Annotated in this window: 19 protein-coding genes; 16 read left to right on the forward strand and 3 right to left on the reverse strand. The window is 66.6% G+C overall.

The features are described 5' to 3' along the window. Position 1: 1 nt before the first annotated feature. The 5 genes from DM806_RS21495 to DM806_RS21515 all read left to right on the forward strand — a co-directional run bounded on the left by DM806_RS21495 (position 2) and on the right by DM806_RS21515 (position 4,544). Positions 2-397 carry an MAPEG family protein gene (locus tag DM806_RS21495; RefSeq protein ID WP_179045198.1) on the forward strand — a complete coding sequence of 132 codons (396 nt, stop codon included), beginning with the start codon at positions 2-4 and terminating at the stop codon, positions 395-397. Between the two features lie 48 nt (positions 398-445). Then, complete coding sequence (trmB, locus tag DM806_RS21500) at positions 446-1,153, forward strand: tRNA (guanine(46)-N(7))-methyltransferase TrmB (protein WP_179045199.1); 708 nt, start codon at positions 446-448, stop codon at positions 1,151-1,153. 118 nt (positions 1,154-1,271) lie between these two features. Further along, a complete protein-coding gene (locus DM806_RS21505) occupies positions 1,272-1,523 on the forward strand; it encodes a hypothetical protein (protein ID WP_179045200.1) in 252 nt (83 codons plus the stop codon). 28 nt (positions 1,524-1,551) lie between these two features. Then, positions 1,552-2,340, forward strand: coding sequence for a ThuA domain-containing protein (locus DM806_RS21510; RefSeq protein ID WP_179045201.1), 789 nt, complete (start codon positions 1,552-1,554; stop codon positions 2,338-2,340). Positions 2,341-2,498: 158 nt separating this feature from the next. Continuing rightward, positions 2,499-4,544 carry a DUF3857 domain-containing protein gene (locus DM806_RS21515; RefSeq protein ID WP_372859686.1) on the forward strand — a complete coding sequence of 682 codons (2,046 nt, stop codon included), beginning with the start codon at positions 2,499-2,501 and terminating at the stop codon, positions 4,542-4,544. Positions 4,545-4,598: 54 nt separating this feature from the next. Here the strand turns inward: DM806_RS21515 and DM806_RS21520 are convergent, their stop codons facing one another. Next, on the reverse strand, positions 4,599-5,198 hold the full coding sequence (locus DM806_RS21520; protein WP_179045202.1) for a M23 family metallopeptidase: 600 nt from the start codon (positions 5,196-5,198) through the stop codon (positions 4,599-4,601). Positions 5,199-5,438: 240 nt separating this feature from the next. Here DM806_RS21520 and DM806_RS21525 point away from each other — a divergent pair, with 240 nt between their 5' ends. From DM806_RS21525 to DM806_RS21570, 10 genes are read left to right on the forward strand one after another with little or no spacing between them, the layout of a single operon-like run. After that, positions 5,439-6,251, forward strand: a complete 813-nt coding sequence (locus DM806_RS21525) for an aldolase/citrate lyase family protein (RefSeq protein WP_179045203.1) — start codon at positions 5,439-5,441, stop codon at positions 6,249-6,251. Positions 6,252-6,262: 11 nt separating this feature from the next. Continuing rightward, entirely contained in the window at positions 6,263-7,096 is an 834-nt protein-coding gene (locus tag DM806_RS21530) for an inositol monophosphatase family protein (protein ID WP_179045204.1), read from the forward strand. After that, on the forward strand, positions 7,093-8,982 hold the full coding sequence (locus DM806_RS21535) for an SLBB domain-containing protein (protein WP_179045205.1): 1,890 nt from the start codon (positions 7,093-7,095) through the stop codon (positions 8,980-8,982). Before DM806_RS21530 ends, DM806_RS21535 begins: the two co-directional genes overlap by 4 nt. Further along, on the forward strand, positions 8,979-10,094 hold the full coding sequence (locus DM806_RS21540) for a capsule biosynthesis protein (protein WP_179045206.1): 1,116 nt from the start codon (positions 8,979-8,981) through the stop codon (positions 10,092-10,094). Before DM806_RS21535 ends, DM806_RS21540 begins: the two co-directional genes overlap by 4 nt. Beyond that, a complete protein-coding gene (locus DM806_RS21545) occupies positions 10,091-11,026 on the forward strand; it encodes a glycosyltransferase family 2 protein (RefSeq protein WP_179045207.1) in 936 nt (311 codons plus the stop codon). The genes DM806_RS21540 and DM806_RS21545 overlap by 4 nt, the downstream gene beginning before the upstream one ends. Beyond that, positions 11,023-12,321, forward strand: coding sequence for a glycosyltransferase family 87 protein (locus DM806_RS21550; RefSeq protein ID WP_179045208.1), 1,299 nt, complete (start codon positions 11,023-11,025; stop codon positions 12,319-12,321). The genes DM806_RS21545 and DM806_RS21550 overlap by 4 nt, the downstream gene beginning before the upstream one ends. After that, the gene (locus DM806_RS21555) at positions 12,318-13,328 is read left to right on the forward strand and encodes an NAD-dependent epimerase/dehydratase family protein (protein WP_179045209.1); all 1,011 of its coding nucleotides are present in this window, start codon (positions 12,318-12,320) and stop codon (positions 13,326-13,328) included. Before DM806_RS21550 ends, DM806_RS21555 begins: the two co-directional genes overlap by 4 nt. Next, positions 13,325-15,145, forward strand: coding sequence for a thiamine pyrophosphate-binding protein (locus tag DM806_RS21560; RefSeq protein ID WP_256869422.1), 1,821 nt, complete (start codon positions 13,325-13,327; stop codon positions 15,143-15,145). Before DM806_RS21555 ends, DM806_RS21560 begins: the two co-directional genes overlap by 4 nt. Further along, positions 15,142-15,549, forward strand: a complete 408-nt coding sequence (locus DM806_RS21565) for a GtrA family protein (protein ID WP_372859687.1) — start codon at positions 15,142-15,144, stop codon at positions 15,547-15,549. Before DM806_RS21560 ends, DM806_RS21565 begins: the two co-directional genes overlap by 4 nt. 4 nt (positions 15,550-15,553) lie before the next feature. After that, complete coding sequence (locus DM806_RS21570; protein ID WP_179045211.1) at positions 15,554-16,474, forward strand: class I SAM-dependent methyltransferase; 921 nt, start codon at positions 15,554-15,556, stop codon at positions 16,472-16,474. On the opposite strand, the gene rfbG is transcribed toward DM806_RS21570, so the two are convergent. Both rfbG and rfbF read right to left on the reverse strand, forming a co-directional pair. After that, positions 16,459-17,553, reverse strand: coding sequence for a CDP-glucose 4,6-dehydratase (rfbG, locus tag DM806_RS21575; RefSeq protein ID WP_256869423.1), 1,095 nt, complete (start codon positions 17,551-17,553; stop codon positions 16,459-16,461). The genes DM806_RS21570 and rfbG overlap by 16 nt on opposite strands. Further along, entirely contained in the window at positions 17,538-18,311 is a 774-nt protein-coding gene (gene rfbF / locus DM806_RS21580) for a glucose-1-phosphate cytidylyltransferase (RefSeq protein WP_179045212.1), read from the reverse strand. Before rfbF ends, rfbG begins: the two co-directional genes overlap by 16 nt. A gap of 26 nt (positions 18,312-18,337) precedes the next feature. On the opposite strand from rfbF, the gene DM806_RS21585 reads away from it, so the two are divergent. Next, positions 18,338-20,002 carry an ArnT family glycosyltransferase gene (locus DM806_RS21585; protein WP_179045213.1) on the forward strand — a complete coding sequence of 555 codons (1,665 nt, stop codon included), beginning with the start codon at positions 18,338-18,340 and terminating at the stop codon, positions 20,000-20,002. The last annotated feature ends 26 nt before the right edge of the window (positions 20,003-20,028 follow it).

A 20,028-nucleotide genomic window follows, 5' to 3' on the forward strand; every position in this document is an offset into this window, starting at 1 on the left:
CATGCCTGTGGAACTGACGATTCTCGCTTGGGGCATGATCCTGCTCCTCGTCCACATCTTCGCCGCCGCACATGTGAAGACGAAGCAATATGGCACCAAATGGAACATGGGCGCCCGCGACGAGAATCTGCCGCCGATGAACCCGCTCGCCGGCCGCCTTTCCCGCGCACAGGCCAATTATGTGGAGACGCTGCCGATCGCCATCGTCGCGCTGATAGGGGTGGTGATTACGACGCGGACCAGCGAATGGACGGCGCTGGGCGGCTGGATCTGGCTCGCCGCGCGCATCGTCTACCTGCCGCTTTACGGCTTCGGCGTGCCGGCCGTGCGAACCCTCTTCTTCCTCGCCAGCCTCGTCGGCCTGCTGATGGTGTTGTGGCCGCTGCTCAGCTTCTGACATCGGCGCGCTTGCCCCGCGCCGCCTGCCCCGCTAAGCGCGCGCCCCATGACTGCGCATAAATCCGGCGATCCCACGACCCTCAACCGCCTCTATGGCCGCCAGTCGGGGCCGAAGCTCCGCAAGGGCCAGCAGGAACTGGTCGATACCTTGCTCCCGGCCATCTCGGTACCAGCGGAAGGCGAAGTGACCGCCGCGAACCTGTTCGGCCCAAGTTCGCATGGGGACCGCCCGCTCCATTTCGAAATCGGCTTCGGTGGCGGCGAGCATATGGCCTATCGCGCCGACATGCTGCCCGATCATGGCTTTATCGGTTGCGAGCCGTTCCTGAATGGCGTCGTCCAGGCGCTTGGGCATGTCCGCGACCAGGCGCTCGGCAATGTCCGGCTGCACATGGGCGATGCGCTCGACGTCCTGTCCCGCATTCCCGACGGGGCGCTCAGCTTCGTCTACCTGCTCCATCCCGACCCCTGGCCCAAGGCGCGCCACGCCAAGCGCCGGATGATGAACCCCGGCCCGGTCGCGATGATCGCCAGGAAGCTCAAGCCCGGCGGCGAATTCCGCTTCGGCACCGACCATCCGGTCTATCTGCGCTGGGCGCTGATGGTGATGAACGGCCATCCCGATTTCGACTGGCTGGCGAGCGAACCCATGGATTTCCAGAACCGCCCCGGCGGCTGGCCCGAAACCCGCTACGAGGCGAAGGCCCGCCGCATCGGGCATGAAGTCTGGTACTTTCGTTACCGGCGAAAATAGCACGCGGGCTTACGCCAGAAAACGCCGGATTTCCGCCACTCTGCCTACGCCACCCTACCTTGTTGTATACCCCCTTTTCCGCATGGTGATTACCCGAAGAGGATCATGATGTACTGCCATGGCGACGGGAAAGGTGGCGAAACGGGACATCGATGCGCTTTTTGATCCATCGATCGCCGATACTGCTGTCGAGCAGCAGCGTCACGAATCTGTCAACCTCGCCATTTCCAACTATGCCGATCATTTCGCCAGCTTCTATAAGGGAGCCGGCTGGACAAGGCTCATGCGGATGAGCGCGATCGCCTCGCCTCCCCGGCCCGCAATCATGTGGTCGGGCAGACGATCAACGTCGACGGCGGCGTCATGGTGAGCTGAACATCATCGGGAGAGGGAAGCATATGGCAAAATATGGACGGCCGCAGGTTGAACTGATCGTCGGCGGCGAAAATCATGACGTGAACCGCATCCGCCTGACATTGCTCGAACTGTTGGGCGAAAATGAGCTGTTGCGGGTACGCTGCGCTCCGGATTTCGGCGATGGGACGGCGCTGGCGGACACCGATTTCCTGATCACCTACACCAATAACGTCTTTCCCGAAGGCGAAGCTCTCGCCGCGCTCGACGCTTTCCTGGCAGGCGGTGGCCGCTGGCTGGCGATCCATGGCGCCGCCGCCTATACCCAGTTTAAGCCGCCGGCGGTCAATCTCGGCGGCATTCACCTGCCCGGCCTCACCGACACGCCCGACCTCAAGCCCGCATATATGAACCTGCTGGGGGTGCGGTTCGTTTCGCATCTGGCCCAGCAAGCCTATGCCATCACGCCCGGCCCGGTCGCGCATCCCGTGACCGAGGGGATCGGTCCGTTCGAGGTCGTCGACGAACCCTATATTCTGGAACTGCGCGGCGAATGCGACGTGCTGCTGGAGGCGCGCTTTACCGGCGAGGCGCCGGGCTATGTGGAGGGACCATGGCTGACGGATGACGCTCGCCCCCAATTGCTGCGCCACCGCCATGGCGCCGGTGAAGCGATGTATCTGGCGCCCGGCCATGCCTGCGGCAAATATGACCTTCGTCCGTTCATCGACGAAATTCCGGTTCAGCCGGGTCCATGGGCAAGCGGAACCTATGTGGACCTCGTCCGGCGCCTGATCGCCTGGGGCGTCGAGGCGGCTGTGCCGGTCGGCTGATCCTTCAGGCGGTGTAGGGCCGCTGCCAGGATCATCGCCCTGACCTGAAACGCCCAGATCGAACCGCCAAACAGCGGCTGGACGATAATCGCCGCCAACATCAAACACTTGCTTATTCGAAAGCCACGGACATTATGGCGCGAATCTAGGGGGATGTTGTGCGCTTTACGATTTCTGTCTGTCTGGCGAGCCTGCTTGCCGGCACTATCGCTCATGCCGCTGGCAACCAGATCCAGAATGGGCCTGCGCCCAAATGGACAGTCCAGTCGGAGCCTATGCCGGTCCCCGCCGATGCAGCCGGGGCCATATTCATCCGTCGTCAGGATAGCCAGGTCCATCTCGATGACAGGGGGCAGTTGCTCTACAATGCTTACCGCATCAGGATTCTGCATCCCAACGCGCTGCAACTCGGCAATCTATCGCTCGTCTGGAACCCGGCCGCCGGCTCGCCTGTCGTGCATGTCATCAGGATCCATCGCGACGGCGAGGTCATCGACATACTCAAAAAGGCTTCGTTCGAGATACTTCGTCGAGAAGACCAGCTCGAAGCTGCCAGACTGGACGGCAATCTGACTGCCGTGTTGCGCGTACCCGACCTGAGGGTCGGCGACGAAATCGAGTTCGGCGCGACTATACGCGCCAGCGATCCCACCTTGGGGAAGGATGATGCCGGCCTCCTCCTCTTGGCGCCTGAACCTGCGCCCGGCCGATACCATCTCCGCTTGAGCTGGGAGGAAAGAAACAAGCCCGCCATCAAGATGACCGGCGACATGACGAGGGTTGCCGAACAGGGCAAGAATGCGATCGACTATCGGTTCGACAACCCCGCAGTGCTGGCGCCTCCCAAGGATGCGCCGCCGCGCTACCAGTGGCAGCGGGTGGTCGAATATAGCAGTTTCGACGATTGGCAGGGCATATCACGCCTGTTCGCGCCGCTATTCGCCGATGCGTCGAGATTGAGCGCCAATTCCCCGCTCAGGCAAGAGGCGGCACGTATCGCTGCCGCACATGCCACGCCGCTCGACCGCGCCGCCGCCGCGTTGAAAATGGTGCAGCAGGATGTTCGCTATATTTATGTGGGGCTGAACGGCGGCAACCTGACTCCGGCAGGAGCCGATGAGACATGGCGACGGCGCTATGGCGATTGCAAGGCCAAGACCGCCCTGCTTTTGGCATTGCTGCGCGATCTGGGCGTCGAAGCCGAGGCCGTGCTGGTCAACAATGGTGGCGCGGATGACGGGCTCGACGAGCGGCTGCCAAGTCCGCGCATGTTCGACCATGTGCTGGTGCGAGCGCATATCGACGGGAAAAGCTACTGGCTTGATGGCACGCTGCCTGCGGTCGCTCCGCCTGCGATCGAACCGGTCATCCCCTATCAATGGGTTCTTCCTCTGACCGGGCAGGGCAGCGGTCTTGAACAACTGGGCTGGGCGCCGGCGCCACGCCCGAACGAGATTACGCTCTTTGAAATCGACGCCCGCTCCGGCTTTGACAAGCCGGCGCGGATCACGAACACCACGATCAAGCGCGGGATCGAAGGCTTGCAGCAGGAAGTCCAATTCTCCGCCGCAACGCCCGCGCAACTGCTGAGCGCTTTTCGCCAGAATGCAATCGGCAATACCTGGCAGACGATCGAGGATGTGCGGTGGCGCTATGATGTGAAAGCGCAGGCCAGCATATTGACCGTCGTCGGCACCGGCACCGTCGACTGGGACGATGATGGCGATGGAGCAAGGTCGCTCGCACTGCCTGGCGGCGGCTTCAGCCCACCCGAAAAGCGGATACGCGCGGCGGAGCAGGACCAGGCGCTGCCATTCTACAACAAGCCGAATTTTGACTGTTATGTCACGACGGTTCGCCTCCCATCGACGACGAAGGCCGAACAATGGTCGCACAAGGACGATATCAATAACCGGATGTTCGGCCGGGCCTATTACCGCGCCTTCGACATATATGATGGCTCGCTGCGCATGATCCGTGGAGCCCGGATCGAACAGAAGGAAGTGGACGCCTCAAAAGCGCAGCGCGATAATGGCCGCCTTCCCCTGTTCGACAACAGCATGGCATGGATAAGCTACAGTCCGAACGGCAAGAACGCCGCTGCGTCGGCAATGAAGCGCGTGCCCACGACATTCGATATCGACTGGACCGCCGACAATGTGCCGTGCCTGGCGGCCAGCCCGGGAAGCGAACGGCGAGAATAACGGCTTCTGCCATCGGCCCTTTGCGGTCATCCGCCAGCAAATTCCGTAATCAGCTCAGTCGCATTCACCGGCCGGCCTCGCCTTGCTGTCCAGCCCGGTTGCGAACAGACCATCCGTCATGGCCGCGCGCGCGGCCTGACAGCGCAGCACCGAATATTGGGACCGGTGCACGACCGGCTTCGGGCGCCTCCTTCCCACCGGCGGTGCGACGTCCGAGAAATAGGGCAAGGGATCGACGGCCCGGCCGGCGATGCGATATTCGAAGTGCAGATGGGGTCCGGTCGATCTTCCCGTGGACCCGACCTGGCCGATGACGGCGGCAGCGGGAACCCACTCTCCGGCGCGGACCTCGCTCGCCGAAAGATGGGCATAGCGGGCGCGCGTCCCGTCCGCATGCGCGATCTCCACCAAAATGCCATATCCCCCGCGATAGCCGGAAAATTCGACCCTGCCCGAAGCGGCGGCCAGGACGGGCGCGCCCGCTTTCGCCGGGAGATCGATCCCGCTGTGCAGCCGCACGGCCCCGCTGATCGGATCACGCCGCACGCCGAAGTTCGATGCAACGGGCGGGATCGGCGTCCGTCCGATACATGGTTCGGCAGCGGGCATGAGCACCGCGAGAAGGCCGCCGACCAAGGCGCAATACATCTGCATGGCAAGCTGACGCCGTCGGCCGCCAAAATCCGTTCGACAAAAATATGTTCTTGCGCGCTGGCTTCGAAAAGCGGCCAAAACACACGCTAATCCGCCATTTTCTGCCAAAATCCGCGCGACATGAATGCGCTACAAATCTGCAAAAAATTTTCGGCCTTGCCCCACGGATTGCTCTGAACGGCGTCGTCTCGAATTCCGCAAGACACCTGAAATGCCGCATAACGGATAGGGGACAGAGAGATGAACCACCGCGAACGCAAGATGCTGGACATGCTGAAGAAGGGCCGCGACCATTATGGCGTCGTCGCCGTCAAGGCGGAGTTCGAAGCGGAAGGCACCCGTCCCGACGAACTGCTGCGCCTGCTCGATCTCGCGCGCCGCGCGGACCTCAAGGTCGCGCTCAAGATCGGCGGCTGCGAGGCGATTTCCGATCTGCTCGCCTCCCGGCTCTACGGCATCGACTATATCATCGCGCCCATGGTCGAGACCGCCTATGCGCTGTCCAAATTCGCCGACGCCCGGGACAAGGTCTATGGCGCCGAACCCACCGATACCCAGTTCCTCTTCAACCTGGAAACCGAAGCGACGCTGGGGGCGCTGGACGAGATGCTGCCGATCGCGCGCGCACGGCTGGACGGCATCGTCTTCGGGCGGGTCGACTTCACCCTGTCGCGCGGCATGCCGCGCAACGCCATCAACGCATCGGAAATCACCCAGGCGGTGCTTCGGGTGGCGGAGGTCTGCGCCAGCAATGATCTCGACCTGGTGGTCGGCGGATCGGTCGCGGTCGAAGCCGCCCCGGCGCTGCGGTCCTTCCGCAAGGTCCGGCTGGACCGCTTCGAAACCCGCAAGGTGATCTTCGACGGCGCTGCCGCCGAATCCGCCGATTTCGAGGATGGCATCGCCAATGCCGTGGCCTTCGAACTGGCCTGGCTGGAAAACAAGCAGACCTATTATCAGGCGATCGGCGCGGAGGATCAGGCCCGCATCAGGATGATGCGCGATCGCGTCTCGGCCGCCCATGCCGGCCCGATCAAGTCCGTCGCCGCCTGACCGTCGCTACCATGTCCCTGCACCAGCAAGTCGCCGCGCTGATGCGTCGCGTGGCGGCCGATATCGTCGCGCCCCGTTTCTGCACCCTTGCCGCGCATGAAATCGCCGACAAGGGCGCGGGCGAGATCGTGACCTGCGCCGATCATGAGGCGGAGGCAGCGCTGCGCGACGGTCTCGACCGGCTGGGCGCGGACGCACGCATCGTCGGCGAGGAAGCCTGCGCCGCCGACCCCTCGCTGCTGCAGGATATCGGCGCGGGCCGCGTCTGGCTGATCGACCCGCTCGACGGCACCGCCAATTTCGCGGCCGGTCGCCAGCCCTTCGGCATGATGATCGCGCTGGTGGAGGATGGCCTGCCGCTTGCCGGCTGGATGCTCGACCCGGTCAGCGGGCGGATGTGCGAAGCGGTGCGCGGCGCCGGCGCCACCATGGACGGCGTCCCGGTCCGCGTGCGGCTGTGCGATCGGCCTCGCCCGGTCGCCGCGCTGGGCACCCAGTTCATGGACGCCGCCCGCCGCATCGCGGTTCACGCCGCGGCGGAAAAGGCCTTCGACCTTGAATCCATTCCCCGCTGCGCCGCGGAAAGCTATCCCCGGCTGGTGCTGGGCCGCAACGACATCGCCTTGTTCCAGCGCATCCTGCCCTGGGATCATGCCGCGGGCGTCCTGTTCCTGACCGAAGCCGGCGGCTGCGCAACCCATTGGGACGGCAGCCCCTATCGCGTCGGATCGACCTCGACCGGGGTGCTGCTGGCCGCTTCGCAAGGGCGCCATACATTGGCTGCCGGTCTGCTGCACGCCCTTCTCCTCGACCATCCGATCGCATCGGAAGCCCTCGCCTCATGATCCTGACCCGTTCCCTCCTCCTGTCCGCCACGGTCCTGACGATCGGCCTAACGATCGGCCTCGTCGCCCTGCCCGGCCATGCGCAGCTCGCGTCGCCGCTGACCGGCGCGGCCCAAGGCGACGGCGCCGTCGCCCGCGCGCGCACCGACGTCTCGGTGCCGAGCGCCGCCGCCCCCGCCCCGTTCCAGCCCGCGGTCATCCAGGGCAACCGCGCCGCCGTATCCGGGCCGGATGCGGCAGCGCTGCCGCCGCGCGGCGATACGCCGCCTCCACCCCACCCCGTCCCGGCCAATGAATTCGAAGCCTATGTGTCGGACGTAGTCGGCAAGCCGCTGCGCCGCTTCGGATCGGAACTGCTGCTCCCCGAAGCGCGCGACTACAGCACGCCCGTCACCACGGCCATTCCCGACGATTATCGGCTCAACCCCGGCGACCAGCTGCGCCTTGGCCTGTCGGGCAGCGTTCAGGCCGACGATGTCCTGCTCACCGTCGATCGCGACGGCCGCATCTTCGTGCCGAAAGTCGGCGCCGTCACCGTGGGCGGCGTGCGCTTCGGCGACGTGCATGATGTGATCGCGCGCCAGGTCGGACGCCAATATCGCGGCTTCGACCTCGACGTGGCGGTGGCCCGGCTGAAGGGGCTGACCGTCTATGTGACCGGCTTCGCCCAGCGACCCGGCGCCTATAGCGTCAACAGCCTGTCGACATTGGTCAACGCCGTGCTGGCGGCCGGCGGCCCCAGCGAAGGCGGCAGTTTCCGTTCGATCCAGCTGCGCCGCAACGGCCAGCTCGTGTCGGACTTCGATCTCTACGACCTGCTGCTGCGCGGCGACAAGAGCGGCGACGCCGCGCTTCAGAATGGCGACGTCATCCATATCGCGCCCGCGGGCACCCAGGTCGCCGTGATCGGCAGCGTCAATCGCGAGGCGATCTTCGAAGTCGGCCCGAACGAGACCGTCGACGCGGCGCTGCGCTATGCCGGCGGAGCCTCGACCGTGGCGGATACCGGCCGGCTGCTCCTCTTCGATTCCCTCGGCCGGAGCGAGATCGGCTGGCAACAGCTTGCCCCGGCCGACGCCACCACCCGCGTGGCGAAGCGCGGCGATATCATCCGCGTCCTGTCCGACATCGGCATCGCCCGCCCGCTGGGCCAGCAGCCGGTGCTGGTCACGATCAGCGGCGAAGTCACCCGGCCCGGCCGCTATTATGTCCAGCCCGGCACGCGCCTGGCCGATGTCGTGTCGCAGGCCGGCGGCCTCACCACCGATGCCTTCCCCTATGCCAGCGTCATCACGCGCCAGAGCGTGAAGGCGCAGCAAAAGGAAAGTTTCGACCGCGCGGTCAAGGACATGGAAATGCTGCTCAGCACCCAGCCGCTCGTGTCGGTCAACCGCGCCCAGCTGGCGACGCCGGGCAACCAGGCGCTGATCCAGTCGGTCGTGCAGAAAATGCAGGACCGCGAACCGACCGGCCGCCTCGTCTTCAATCTGCCCGTCACCGCGACGCAGTTGCCCGCCGATCTGGTCGTCGAGAATAATGATGCCGTCTTTGTTCCCACCCGCCCGGTGACGGTGGGCGTGTTCGGCGCCGTGCCCAGCCCGGCCTCCTTCGCCTATGATGCGGGCAGGACGATCGGCGACTTCGTGGAAACCGCAGGCGGCATCCAGAAGCTGGGCGACAGGAAGGAAATCTTCGTCGTCCGCGCCAATGGCACCGTTCTGGCCGACGGTCGCGCGACATTGCGGGCAAAGGCATTGCCGGGCGATCTCGTCTTCGTGCCGATCGATGCGGATCGCGGCGAATTCTGGGCGCGTCTGCGCGACATCAGCTCCAGCCTGTTCGGCGGCTTCATCGGCGCGGCGTCGGTCGCGGCGGTGGTGCAATGAACCTGGTCGACCGGTCCCGCGCGCTAATCGCCGACGCGCGCATGCGCCGGCGCGGCTATGCGCTGGGCGCCGCCGCCTGCGCGCTGCTCAGCATCCTGCCCCAGCCCTATGTCGCCCGCGCCAAGATCGTGCCGCAAGACAGCGGCAGCATTGGTCTCAATTCCATGATGAATGCGCTGGGCGGCCAACTCGGCAGCTTCGCCTCCCTGCTGGGCGGCGCGAAGCAGCCGATCGATCTCTATCTCGCCGTGTCGCGCACACCCGAGGTCGGCGACATGGTGATCCGCACGCTGAAGCTGGACGCCCCGGACGCCTATGGATCGGCCCGCGCCGCGCAAAAGGCGCTCAGGCAGAAGATCGACATTCATTCGCTGACCGGCGGCATGATCGAGGTGGAGGCGCGCACCCACGATCCGCAGGAATCCGAAGCGCTCGCTCGCGCCTATGTCGCGGCGATCACGACCCGCCTCAACGCGCTGGGCAATGACCGCGTGCAGCGCAAACGGGGCATCGTCGAAAAGCGCTTCAGGGAAGCCGCCACGCGCGTGGGCAGGGCGGAAACCGCGCTCAACGCCTTCCGCCGCAGCAACAATCTCGCCGCGCCCGAGGCGCAACTGGGGTCCGAACTGTCGCTCCGCGCCGGGCTTCAGGCGCAGTTGCAGGCGAAGCTGGTCGAACTCCAGACCGCGCGCCAGTTCCAGGGGGACGAAAATCCCGCGCTTCAGGCGCTCCGGTCGGAAGTCGCCTCGCTCCGCGCCCAGATCGCGCGCAGCGCCGATCCCAGCACCGGCGCGGCCGGGCCCAATGTCGCGGGCCTGTCCGAAGTCTCCGGCCGCTATCTCGACCTCTATCGCGACTATCGTTTCGCCCAGGCGCTCTACGAAGTCTATGCGCGCTCCTCGGAGGAGGTGACGGTGGAATCGCTGGCCGCCGAAACCGCGTCGGACGCGCAGGTGGTGGAGGCGCCCCGGCTCGATATCGACCGCAAGTTCAACATTCCCGCCGTGGCGCTGCTGGCGCTGATCCTGGTGCTGGCCTTCTTCACGGAAATCTATGCGCCCGCGACGGGCATGCGCCTGCCGCTCCTGTCCCCGCCGGACCGCCGGCCATGACCGTACCCGAACTCTCCGTCGTCATTCCCTGCTATAATGAGGAGGAGAATGTCCGCGGCATCTGCGCGGCCGTCACGGCCGAAGCGGAACGCCATGCCGACGGTCATGAAATCATCCTGATCGACAATGATTCGACCGACGCGACCCGCGCCATCATCCGGCAGATTTGCGCGCAGGACCATCGCGTCCGCGCCATCTTCAACAATCGCAACTATGGCCAGATGCGGTCGCCCACCCATGGCATCTATCAGGCCCATGGCCGCGCCGTGATCGGCATGTGCGCCGATTTCCAGGATCCGCCCGCCATGATCGGCGATCTTCTGGCCCTTTGGCGCGGCGGCGCGAAGGTCGTGCTGGCGCAGCGGCGGCAGGAACGCAGTTCCGCCCTGCTCTCCCTCTCCCGGCGGATCGGCTATGGCCTGCTCGGCCGTTTCGCCGACTATCCGGTCATTCCCAACGCGACCGGTTTCGGCCTGTTCGACCGGGCGGTGGTGGACGCGCTCAAGCGCTGGAACGAGCCGGAACCCTTTTTCCGGGGCATGGTGGTCGAAAGCGGCTTCTCGCTCGCGCTCATCCCCTTCGATCGGCCTGAGCGCGCGGCGGGCGAAACCAAGAACGGCTTCCGCACCCTCCTGTCCTTCGCCCTGTCGGGCCTCGCCGGCTCGGCCAAGGGCCTGTTGCGCCTGCCGATCCTGCTGTCGGTCTGGGCGGGCATGGCTGCCATCGCCCTGTCGGTCGCCGCGCTGGGCGCGATCATCGCCGGCGGTCCGGTCTGGCCGCTCGTCGCGCTCAGCGTCGGCACGGGCATGTTCGCGACATTGCTGCTGTTCATCGGCCTGATCGGCGACCAGATACGCCTGATCGGGGAGCGCACGCGCGGCGTGCCGCTGGTGATCGAGGAAGAACGGCTCAACTTCGCGGACCCGGCATGACCGGCGGCAGACGCGCGGCGCTGACCGAATATGCGCTGGCCGCCTCCGTGGTCGCCAGCGCCGTCGGGGCCGCGCTCTGGTTCCGGCAGAACGGCTTCCTGCCGCAGCCGTTCGTGATGGACACCAACGACACTTTCATGGACTGGTTCAACACCGCCTTCTGGGCGAACCGGCCGGGCGCCTATGATGTCTGGCGCAGCATCTATCCGCCGCTCTCCTTCGTTTTTCTCGACCTGTTCAGCCTGCCTGGCTGCTACCTCTCCTCGCCCTTCGCGGCGCGGGATTGCGACTGGCTGGGCCAGGCGACGATCCTTGCTGCCTATGCGCTCACCGTCGCGCTGCTCTGGATCGCCTTCCGGCGTAACGACCGGCCCAGCGCGCTGCCGCGCACCATCGCCATGGCGCTGGGCCTGCCCCTGCTCTTCACGCTGGAGCGCGCCAACCTGATCCTGGTCGCCATGCCGGCCTTCATCCTGGCGCATGATCCCCTTGTCCGCTCGCCGCTCGTGCGCGCCCTCGCCACCGCCGCGACGATCAATTTCAAGCCCTACCTGCTGCTGCCCGCGCTCGCCGGGCTGGTCCGCCGCGAATGGCGCCCGCTGGAATGGGCGGGCCTTGCCACGATCGCCCTATATTTGCTGACCCTCGCCCTTGTCGGGTCGGGCACGCCGGGCGAACTGGCGTCCAACACCGCCAACTGGGTTATCTTCCAGAGCGGGCAGGTGTGGAACGAGGTCAATTATTCCACCAGCTACGCCCCCCTGCTTTCCATCCGCAAGGCGTCGCCGATCCCGCTGCTCGATCTCGTTCCCTCGCGCCTGGTGGAGGGGATCGAATATGCCGTTCCGCTGCTGATCGGGGCCAGCCAGTGCCTGGCCCTCGCCGCGCTCGCCGGTGCCTGGCTCCAGCCGACGGCCCTCCCGCGGGCGCGCATCGCCATCCTGTTGCTGGGCGCCTATCTCGTCACCCAGTCGCCGGGCGGCTACACCCAGCTGTTCCTGCTCTTCCTTGTCCTGCTGGAAAAATGGGACGGCGCCGGGCCAAAGATCGCGATCATCTGCACCTATCTGCTCTGCCTGTCAGGCGACGTGCCGATCGCGACGATCATCGAACTCAACACCAATGGCTGGCTCAGCGGCCGTCCGGTGACGCCCGGCTTCGGCCTCACCATCGGCCATTTCCTGCGTCCCGGCCTGCTCATCCTCATCCTCTGGGCGCTGTCGCTCGACGCGCTGGCGCGCATCGCCCGCGCCCATGGCACGCACCGCCCCAGCCTCGGACTGGTACCCGCATGATCCCGCAGACCGACCTTCCCGCCATCGACGCGGCCCTCGCCCCGCTATGGCCGCGCCTCGACGGCGCGCGCCTCTTCTTCACCGGCGGCACCGGCTTCATCGGCCGCTGGATGCTGGAGGCGCTGGCCCGCGCGCCGGTCCGGGTCGATATCACCCTGCTCAGCCGCGATCCGGCCGCCTTCGCCGCCCGCGCGCCGCATCTGGCCCGACGCTTCACCGTCCTGCGCGGCGACATTCGGGGTGGCCCCGCGCCGCAAGGCGATTTCACCCACATCATCCATGGCGCGACCGACGCCAGCGCGGCGCTGACCGCCACCGATCCGCGCCGCATGTTCGACACCATCCTGGACGGCACCCGCGCCATGCTGGACCTCGCCCGCGACCGGCAGGCCCGCCTGCTCTTCATGAGTTCGGGCGCGGTCTATGGCGTCCAGCCATGGGACGTCACCCATGTCGCCGAAGACTGGATCGGCGCGCCCTCCATCCGCGATCCCAGGTCCGCCTATGCGGAAGGGAAGCGCGCCGCCGAAACCCTCTGCGCCATCTATGCGCATCAGTTCGGGGTGGAGACAGTGACCGCGCGCATCTTCGCGCTGCTCGGCCCCCTGCTCTCGCTCGACACCCATTTCGCCGCCGGCAATTTCATCCGAGACGCGATCGCGGGTCGCGCGATCGAGGTGCACGGCTCGGGTCAGGCAGTCCGTTCCTATCTCTACGCCGCCGACCTCGCCGTCTGGATGTGGACGCTGCTGATCGCCGGCGACAAGGGCGCGGCCTATAATGTCGGCTCCGAAGAGGCGGTGTCGATCGCCGACCTCGCCCGCCGCACCGCCCAGCTGCTGGGCGCCCCGGACGTCCGCATCCTGGGTCGCCCCGACCCCGGCTGGAACCCCGGCCGCTACGTCCCTTCCACCGCGCTCATCCGCACAATCCTCGGCGTATCGGCCGCCATCGACCTCGACGAAGCAATCCGCCGCACCGCAGCCTCCAATGGATGGACCCCATGACACAAGTGAAACTTTCCGACTGGCTGGCCGACTGGCTGGCCGACAATGGCATCGAACAGGTCTTCATGCTGACCGGCGGCGGCGCCATGCACCTCAACCACAGCATCGGCACGCATCCGGGTCTCAAGACGCTCTTCACCCATCATGAGCAGGCGCTGTCGATGGCGGCGGAAGCCTATGCGCGCCTCACCAACCGGCCGGCCGTGGTGAACGTCACGTCCGGCCCCGGCGGCACCAACACCATCACCGGCGTCTATGGCGCCTATGTCGATTCCATTCCGATGCTGGTCATTTCCGGCCAGGTGAAGCGGGAAACCACCGTTCGCTCGACCGGCCTGCCGCTGCGCCAGCTGGGCGACCAGGAACTGGATATCGAGGAACTGGTGCGCCCCGTCACCAAATATGCGGTTATGGTGAACGATCCCCGGTCGATCCGCCATCATCTGGAAAAGGCGCTTCATCTCGCGACCAGGGGCCGGCCCGGCCCGGTCTGGGTCGACATCCCGCTCGACGTGCAGGCAGCGAAAATCGATCCCGACGACCTGCCCGGCTTCGATCCGGCCGAACTGGACCAGCCCTGGCTCGCCGCTGATCTCGGCCCGGTCGCGCGCGACATTCTCGATCGCATGCAAAAGGCGGAGCGCCCGGTCGTGTTCGCCGGCGGCGGCGTGCGCCTGTCGGGCGCGCATCGCGACTTCATCGCCCTCGTCGAGCGGCTGGGCGTCCCCGTCGTCACCGGCTGGAACGCGCATGACGTGCTGTGGAACGACCATCCCCTCCATGCCGGCCGCCCCGGTACGGTCGGCGATCGCGGCGGCAATATGGTGACGCAGAGCGCCGACCTGCTGCTGGTGCTGGGCAGCCGCCTCAACATCCGCCAGGTCAGCTACAACTGGAGCAGCTTCGCCCGCGCCGCCTACAAGATCTGGGTCGATATCGACCCGATCGAATTGCAGAAGCCGACCGTCAGGCCCGACATGCCGGTGGTGGCGGATCTCGCCGACCTCATCCCCGCCCTGCTGGCGCAGGATTATGCCGGCCCGACCGACCGGCATCGCGCATGGCTCGACTGGTCGCGCGAGCGGGTCGCCCGCTTCCCCGCCGTGCTGCCGGAATATCATGACCATGGCCCGGCCAATCACCCCTATGTCGCGATGGAGGCGCTGTTCGGCGCGCTGGACGGGGACGATGTGGTCGTGACCGGCAATGGCAGCGCCTGCGTCGTCAGTTTCCAGTCGGCGCATCTGAAGGAAGGCCAGCGGCTGTGGACCAATTCGGGCTGCGCGACGATGGGGTATGACCTGCCCGCCGCCATCGGCGTCAGCGCCGCCATCGGTCCCGACCGCCGCGTCATCTGCATCGCGGGCGACGGCAGCATCATGATGAACATCCAGGAAATGCAGACGATCGCGGGCTATGGCCTGCCGATCAAGGTCTTCCTCATCAACAATGCCGGCTATGTCTCGATCTTCCAGACCCACCGCAATTTCTTCAACGGCGTGGAGGTCGGCGGCGGCCCCAAGAGCCATGTGACCTTCCCGGATTTCGCCAAGGTGTCGGCCGCCTTCGGCTTCGCCTATGCGCGCGCGGACGGGCACGGCGACCTGGCGCGGGCGATCGCCGACACGCTCGCCGCGCCCGGCCCGGCCCTGTGCGAGATCATCGTCGACGAACATGTGTCCTTCGCGCCAAAGCTCGGGGCGAAGGTCCATCCCGACGGACGCATCACCTCCCCGGCGCTGGAGGATCTCTCGCCCTTCCTCCCGCGCGAGGTGCTGCGGGAGAATATGGCGATCCCGCTGCTGGAGGAATCGTGAAGGCCGCAACCCTGCCCGGCCAGCGCCGCCCCCTGCGTTTCCTGGTCGCGGGGGGCGTCAACACCGCGTTCGGCCTTGCCTTCTATCCGCTGCTGCTATGGGCCATGCCCCTGTTCCACAGCCATTATATGGTCGCGCTGCTGGTCGCGCAGGCGGTGTGCCTCTGCTTCGCCTTCGCCACCTACAAGCTGGGGGTGTTCCGCACGCAGGGACATGTGCTGCGCGAATTCGCGGCTTTCGCCGGCTATTATCTGTTCAACTATGCCCTCAACTGGGCGGCCCTGCCGCTGCTCGTGGAAGCCGGCGGCCTGTCGCCCGTCCTTGCCCAGTTCGGCTTTTCCCTGCTGCTGATCGCCGGAAGCTGGTTCTGGCACAGCCGCGTCACCTTCAAGGAGAGGAGATGAGATCATGACGCTTCCGGCCCTGCGCGATCGCGCCTGCCCTGCCTGCGGGGCCAAGACCGGAAAGGACGAGGTCGCCTGCCCCGGCGACGCCGGGACGATGACCGTGGCGCAGTTGCGGCCCTATTGGCACGGACTGGAAAAGACGAAGCATTTCTTCCCCTACCGTCGCTGCGCCGATTGCGCGCTGCTCTACAATCCCGTCTTCTTCGACGATGCGCAACTGGCCGATCTCTACGCCGCCATGCCGCCGAACATGGACATGCTGCCTTTCTCCGCCGTGGCCGACACCCAGCGCGGCTATTTCGCCGCCGCCGCGCGCAGCGGCCCGCTGTCGGGCGACTATCTCGAAATCGGGCCGGATATCGGCCATCTCGTCACCGAAGCGGTCGCCCATGGCGGCTTCGGCCGTTTCTGGCTGTTCGAACCCAATCGCGCCGTCCACGATCAGCTGAAACAGGCCACGGGCGGCAAGCCGGCGTCGATCCTGACCGACATGACCGACCTGTCGCCCGTGCCGGACGGCAGCGTGGGGCTGGCGGTCCTGGTCCATGTGCTCGACCATCTGCTCGATCCGCTGACCATGCTGCGCACGATCGGCACGAAGCTGAAGCCCGGCGGCACGCTGCTGATCGTTACCCATGACGAGGGGTCGCTGCTGCGCCGCGCGCTGGGCCGCCGCTGGCCGCCCTTCTGCCTGCAGCATCCGTTGCTCTACAACCCCGGCACGATCCGGCGGCTGGTGGCGCGCGCGGGCTTCCCCGCCATTCGGGTCGTCCCCAGCACCAATTATTTCCCGATCGACTTCCTCGTCCGTCAGGGCGCGCAGGCGGCGGGCTTCACCCTGCCCGGCCGCCTCCCGCTGCCAAGGCGCGCCATCGCGCTGCGCCTCGGCAATATGCTGACGATCGCTCAGGCCGCGGCCTGAACGATCCCCCGCCCCGACAGCGCGCTGTAGCGGCCGATCTGCTCCAGCGTCACGGCGCGCGCATCCTCGCCCGCGCCCACCCGCTTGTGCCAGTCGACGATCCAGTCGATCGCCTGCGCCAACCCCATCGCCGGCTGCCAGCCCAGCGCCGATCGTGCACGCGAACAGTCCAGCCGCAACAGCCCCGCTTCGTGCGGGCGCGGCCCCTCGTCCAGCATCGCCGATGGGGCGGCATCGCTCCAGGCCGCGCGCATCCGGTCCACGATCCAGCGCACCGGCCGGGCATCCTCGTCCGCCGGGCCGAAATTCCACGCCTCGGCAAAGCGCCGTTCGCCCGCCAGCAGCCGCTCGCCAATCATCAGATAACCGCCCAGCGCCTCCAGCACATGCTGCCACGGCCGCACCGACTCCGGCGAACGGATCAACGGCGCCGCGCCCGTCTCGAACGCACGCACCAGATCGGGCACCAGCCGGTCGGCCGCCCAGTCGCCGCCGCCGATCACATTGCCCGCGCGCACCGACGCCAGCGCCGGGCCGCTCTGCTGGAAATAGGACTGGCGCCATGCCGACACGACCAGTTCGGCGCATCCCTTGCTGCTGCTATAGGGATCATGGCCGCCCATCGGGTCGCTTTCGCGATAGGGCCATTCCCATTCGCGGTTTTCATAGCATTTGTCGCTCGTCACGCACACGATGCCGGTCACGCCGCCCGCCTGCCGCGCCGCTTCCAGCACATGGACCGTGCCCATGACGTTGGCGGCATAGGTTTCGATCGGCTGTTCGTAGGACAGGCGCACCAGCGGCTGCGCCGCCAGATGGAAGATGATCTCGGGCCGCGCCCGCTCCACCACCGCCCGCACGGCGGCGGGATCGCGCACATCGCCTTCGACATGATCGATCATCCGGTCCAGCCGCGCCGCGTCGAACAGGCTGGGGTCGCTTGGCGGTGGCAGCGAAAAGCCCGTGACCCTCGCCCCCATCGCGCGCAGCCACAGCGCCAGCCAGCTGCCCTTGAAGCCGCTGTCGCCCGTCACCAGCACGCGGCGGCCCTGCCAGGCAGGCGTTACCAGCGCTTCCAAGGCGCGCCTCCCGAATGCCAGAGCGTATCCAGATGAATCTTGTCGCGCAGCGTGTCCATGGGATGCCAGAAACCGTCATGGCGATAGCCCATCAGCTCGCCACCGGCGGCCAGCTGCTCCAGCGGGCCGGTTTCCCAGACGGTGCCGGGGCCGTCGATCAGGTCCAGGACGCTCGGATCGGCGACGAAGAAGCCGCCGTTGATCTGCCCGCCGTCGCCCGCCGGCTTCTCCTTGAACGCCGTCACCTGATCGCCATCGAACTCCAGCGAACCGAAACGGCCTGGCGGGGTGACGGAGGTGATCGTCGCGCGACGTCCATGCGAACGATGGAAACGCACAAGATCAGCAATGTCGATGTCGGCAACCCCGTCACCATAGGTGAAGCAAAAGGGCTGGTCGGGGTCGAGATAGGAGCGGATTGCGGCCAGCCGGCCGCCCGTCATGGTATCAGCGCCGGTCTCCACCAGCGAAACGCGCCATGGCTCGCTGCGCGCATGGTGGATTTCCATGCCGTTGCCGCCGCGCAGGTCGATGGTGACGTCGGCCGTGTGCAGGAAGTAGTTGGCGAAATATTCCTTGATCAGATAGCCCTTGTAGCCAAGGCAGATGACGAAGTCGTTCAGCCCGGCGGCCGAATAGATTTTCATGATGTGCCACAGGATCGGCATGCCGCCGATTTCGACCATGGGCTTTGGCCGGACGGCCGTTTCTTCGCCGAGCCGGCTGCCAAGGCCGCCAGCCAGAATCACGGTGCGCATTCATCCTCCGAGAACTGGTGTTTGGCATGAAGACGGTGTCGGATCGCGCATCCCGTCCGGAAAAGGGAGGCAAATCGCGGCGGGTCGAAACCGGCGTCCTGATCGGCATCCTCGCGCTGTCGGCCGCGTTGCGCCTCTGGCACCTGAATTTCGGTTTGCCCGCGCTCAACGATCCGGACGAACCGCTGTTCGTCATGACGGCGCTCGACATGGTGCGCGAACACCGCCTCAACCCCGAATGGTTCGGCCATCCGGCGACCATGCTGCTCTACGCCCTCGCCGCCATCTTCGCCTTCGTCGGCTGGGCGGGCACCCTGTCGGGCCAGTGGCCGGATGCGGCCGGCTATGTCTCGGCCGTCTATGCCGACCCTTCGATCGCGATCCTGCCGATGCGCCTGTTCATCGCGGCGACCGGGGTCGGCTGCGTCTACCTGACCTACCGGATCGGCCGGGATCATGTCAGCCCGCGATCCGGCCTAATCGCCGCCGCCTTGCTGGCCTGCAACGGGCTCCATGTCGAACTGTCGCAGGTCATTCGAACCGACATGCTTGCCAGCCTCTTCATGCTGTGGAGCAGCCGCTACGCCGTCCGGGCGGCGGGCAGCGGCAGTCTGCGCGATCATGTGCTGGCGGGCGTGATGCTGGGTCTGGGCGGCGCGACGAAATGGCCGGCGCTGCTGTTCGTCGTCAACGGCGCCGGCGCCGTCGGCCATCGCTGGCGGCAGGCGGGGTGGAAGCGCAGCCTGCGATCGCTGCCGCTCCTTCCCGTCGTTGCCGTAGCGACCCTGTGCCTCGTCTCCCCCTATCTCCTGCTGGACCATGGCACGGTCTTGCGCGACCTGGGCGGAGAGGCGCGGCCGACGCATCTCGGTGCGACCGGCGGGTCGGCTGGCGACAATCTCCTCTGGTATGCGCGCCATATTCTGGTGGACGGCTTCGGCTGGTTCGGGACCGTGCTGGCGGCGATCGGCATGGCGACGATCTGCCTGCGCTACCGGGCGCTCGCGCTCGCCGGCTTTGCCGGCGCCTCGCTGTTCCTGATCGGGATCGCCGCGCAATTTCTGGTCTGGGAACGCTGGGCCGTTCCGCTCCTGCCCTGGATCGCCCTGGCCATCGCCGTCGCACTGGATCGGCTCGCGACCCTGTCGGGCAGTGGCGGGTGGCGGCGCTGGATGCCGGTCGCGGCGCTCGCCGCGCTACTGGTCCCGATGGGATATGCCGCCATATCGCGGTCGATCGTGCGCGCGCACGACACCCGCCAGCAGGCGAGCCAATGGGTGCGCGACCATGTCGCAGGCGATCAATCCATCCTGATCGAGGATGCGGCCTTCGACCTTCTCGACCGCCCTGGCCCCGTCATTTTCCCGCTGGGCGATGCGGGTTGCATCGACGTCCATCAGATGCTGAAGGCCGGCCCCAGCTACCGGCAGGTCGGCGAGAAGCGATCCGGCAAGGCGATCGTCGACCTCGGCAATGTCGCGCCAGCCCTGCTGGACGGCTGCCGTGCCCGGATCGCCATCATAACCCATTATGATCGCTATCGGCTCGAGGCCGCCCGCTTCCCCCGGCAGCTCGACCAATATGACAGGCTGATGCGCGGCGCGCAGAGCCTCGCCATCTTCCGGCCCCGGCCCGGCCGGGTCGGCGGCCCCGTTACGCGGGTCATCCGGCTGGACGCCCCCGCCCCATAGACGCAGGGGCGAGGCGGCCGCCGATG

The sequence above is a fragment of the Sphingobium lactosutens genome (genome assembly GCF_013393185.1).
Taxonomy (GTDB): domain Bacteria; phylum Pseudomonadota; class Alphaproteobacteria; order Sphingomonadales; family Sphingomonadaceae; genus Sphingobium; species Sphingobium lactosutens_A.

Bases quoted from the DNA above. Each gene is read 5' to 3' on its own strand.
- DM806_RS21520 (WP_179045202.1), bottom strand. From the start codon at position 5,198: ATGCAGATGTATTGCGCCTTGGTCGGCGGCCTTCTCGCGGTGCTCATG.
- DM806_RS21570 (WP_179045211.1), top strand. From the start codon at position 15,554: ATGACGCTTCCGGCCCTGCGCGATCGCGCCTGCCCTGCCTGCGGGGCC.
- rfbF (WP_179045212.1), bottom strand. From the start codon at position 18,311: ATGCGCACCGTGATTCTGGCTGGCGGCCTTGGCAGCCGGCTCGGCGAA.
- DM806_RS21585 (WP_179045213.1), top strand. From the start codon at position 18,338: ATGAAGACGGTGTCGGATCGCGCATCCCGTCCGGAAAAGGGAGGCAAA.
- DM806_RS21540 (WP_179045206.1), top strand. From the start codon at position 8,979: ATGAACCTGGTCGACCGGTCCCGCGCGCTAATCGCCGACGCGCGCATG.
- DM806_RS21495 (WP_179045198.1), top strand. From the start codon at position 2: ATGCCTGTGGAACTGACGATTCTCGCTTGGGGCATGATCCTGCTCCTC.
- DM806_RS21505 (WP_179045200.1), top strand. From the start codon at position 1,272: ATGGCGACGGGAAAGGTGGCGAAACGGGACATCGATGCGCTTTTTGAT.
- trmB (WP_179045199.1), top strand. From the start codon at position 446: ATGACTGCGCATAAATCCGGCGATCCCACGACCCTCAACCGCCTCTAT.
- DM806_RS21560 (WP_256869422.1), top strand. From the start codon at position 13,325: ATGACACAAGTGAAACTTTCCGACTGGCTGGCCGACTGGCTGGCCGAC.
- DM806_RS21555 (WP_179045209.1), top strand. From the start codon at position 12,318: ATGATCCCGCAGACCGACCTTCCCGCCATCGACGCGGCCCTCGCCCCG.
- DM806_RS21550 (WP_179045208.1), top strand. From the start codon at position 11,023: ATGACCGGCGGCAGACGCGCGGCGCTGACCGAATATGCGCTGGCCGCC.
- DM806_RS21535 (WP_179045205.1), top strand. From the start codon at position 7,093: ATGATCCTGACCCGTTCCCTCCTCCTGTCCGCCACGGTCCTGACGATC.
- DM806_RS21525 (WP_179045203.1), top strand. From the start codon at position 5,439: ATGAACCACCGCGAACGCAAGATGCTGGACATGCTGAAGAAGGGCCGC.
- DM806_RS21545 (WP_179045207.1), top strand. From the start codon at position 10,091: ATGACCGTACCCGAACTCTCCGTCGTCATTCCCTGCTATAATGAGGAG.
- DM806_RS21530 (WP_179045204.1), top strand. From the start codon at position 6,263: ATGTCCCTGCACCAGCAAGTCGCCGCGCTGATGCGTCGCGTGGCGGCC.
- DM806_RS21510 (WP_179045201.1), top strand. From the start codon at position 1,552: ATGGCAAAATATGGACGGCCGCAGGTTGAACTGATCGTCGGCGGCGAA.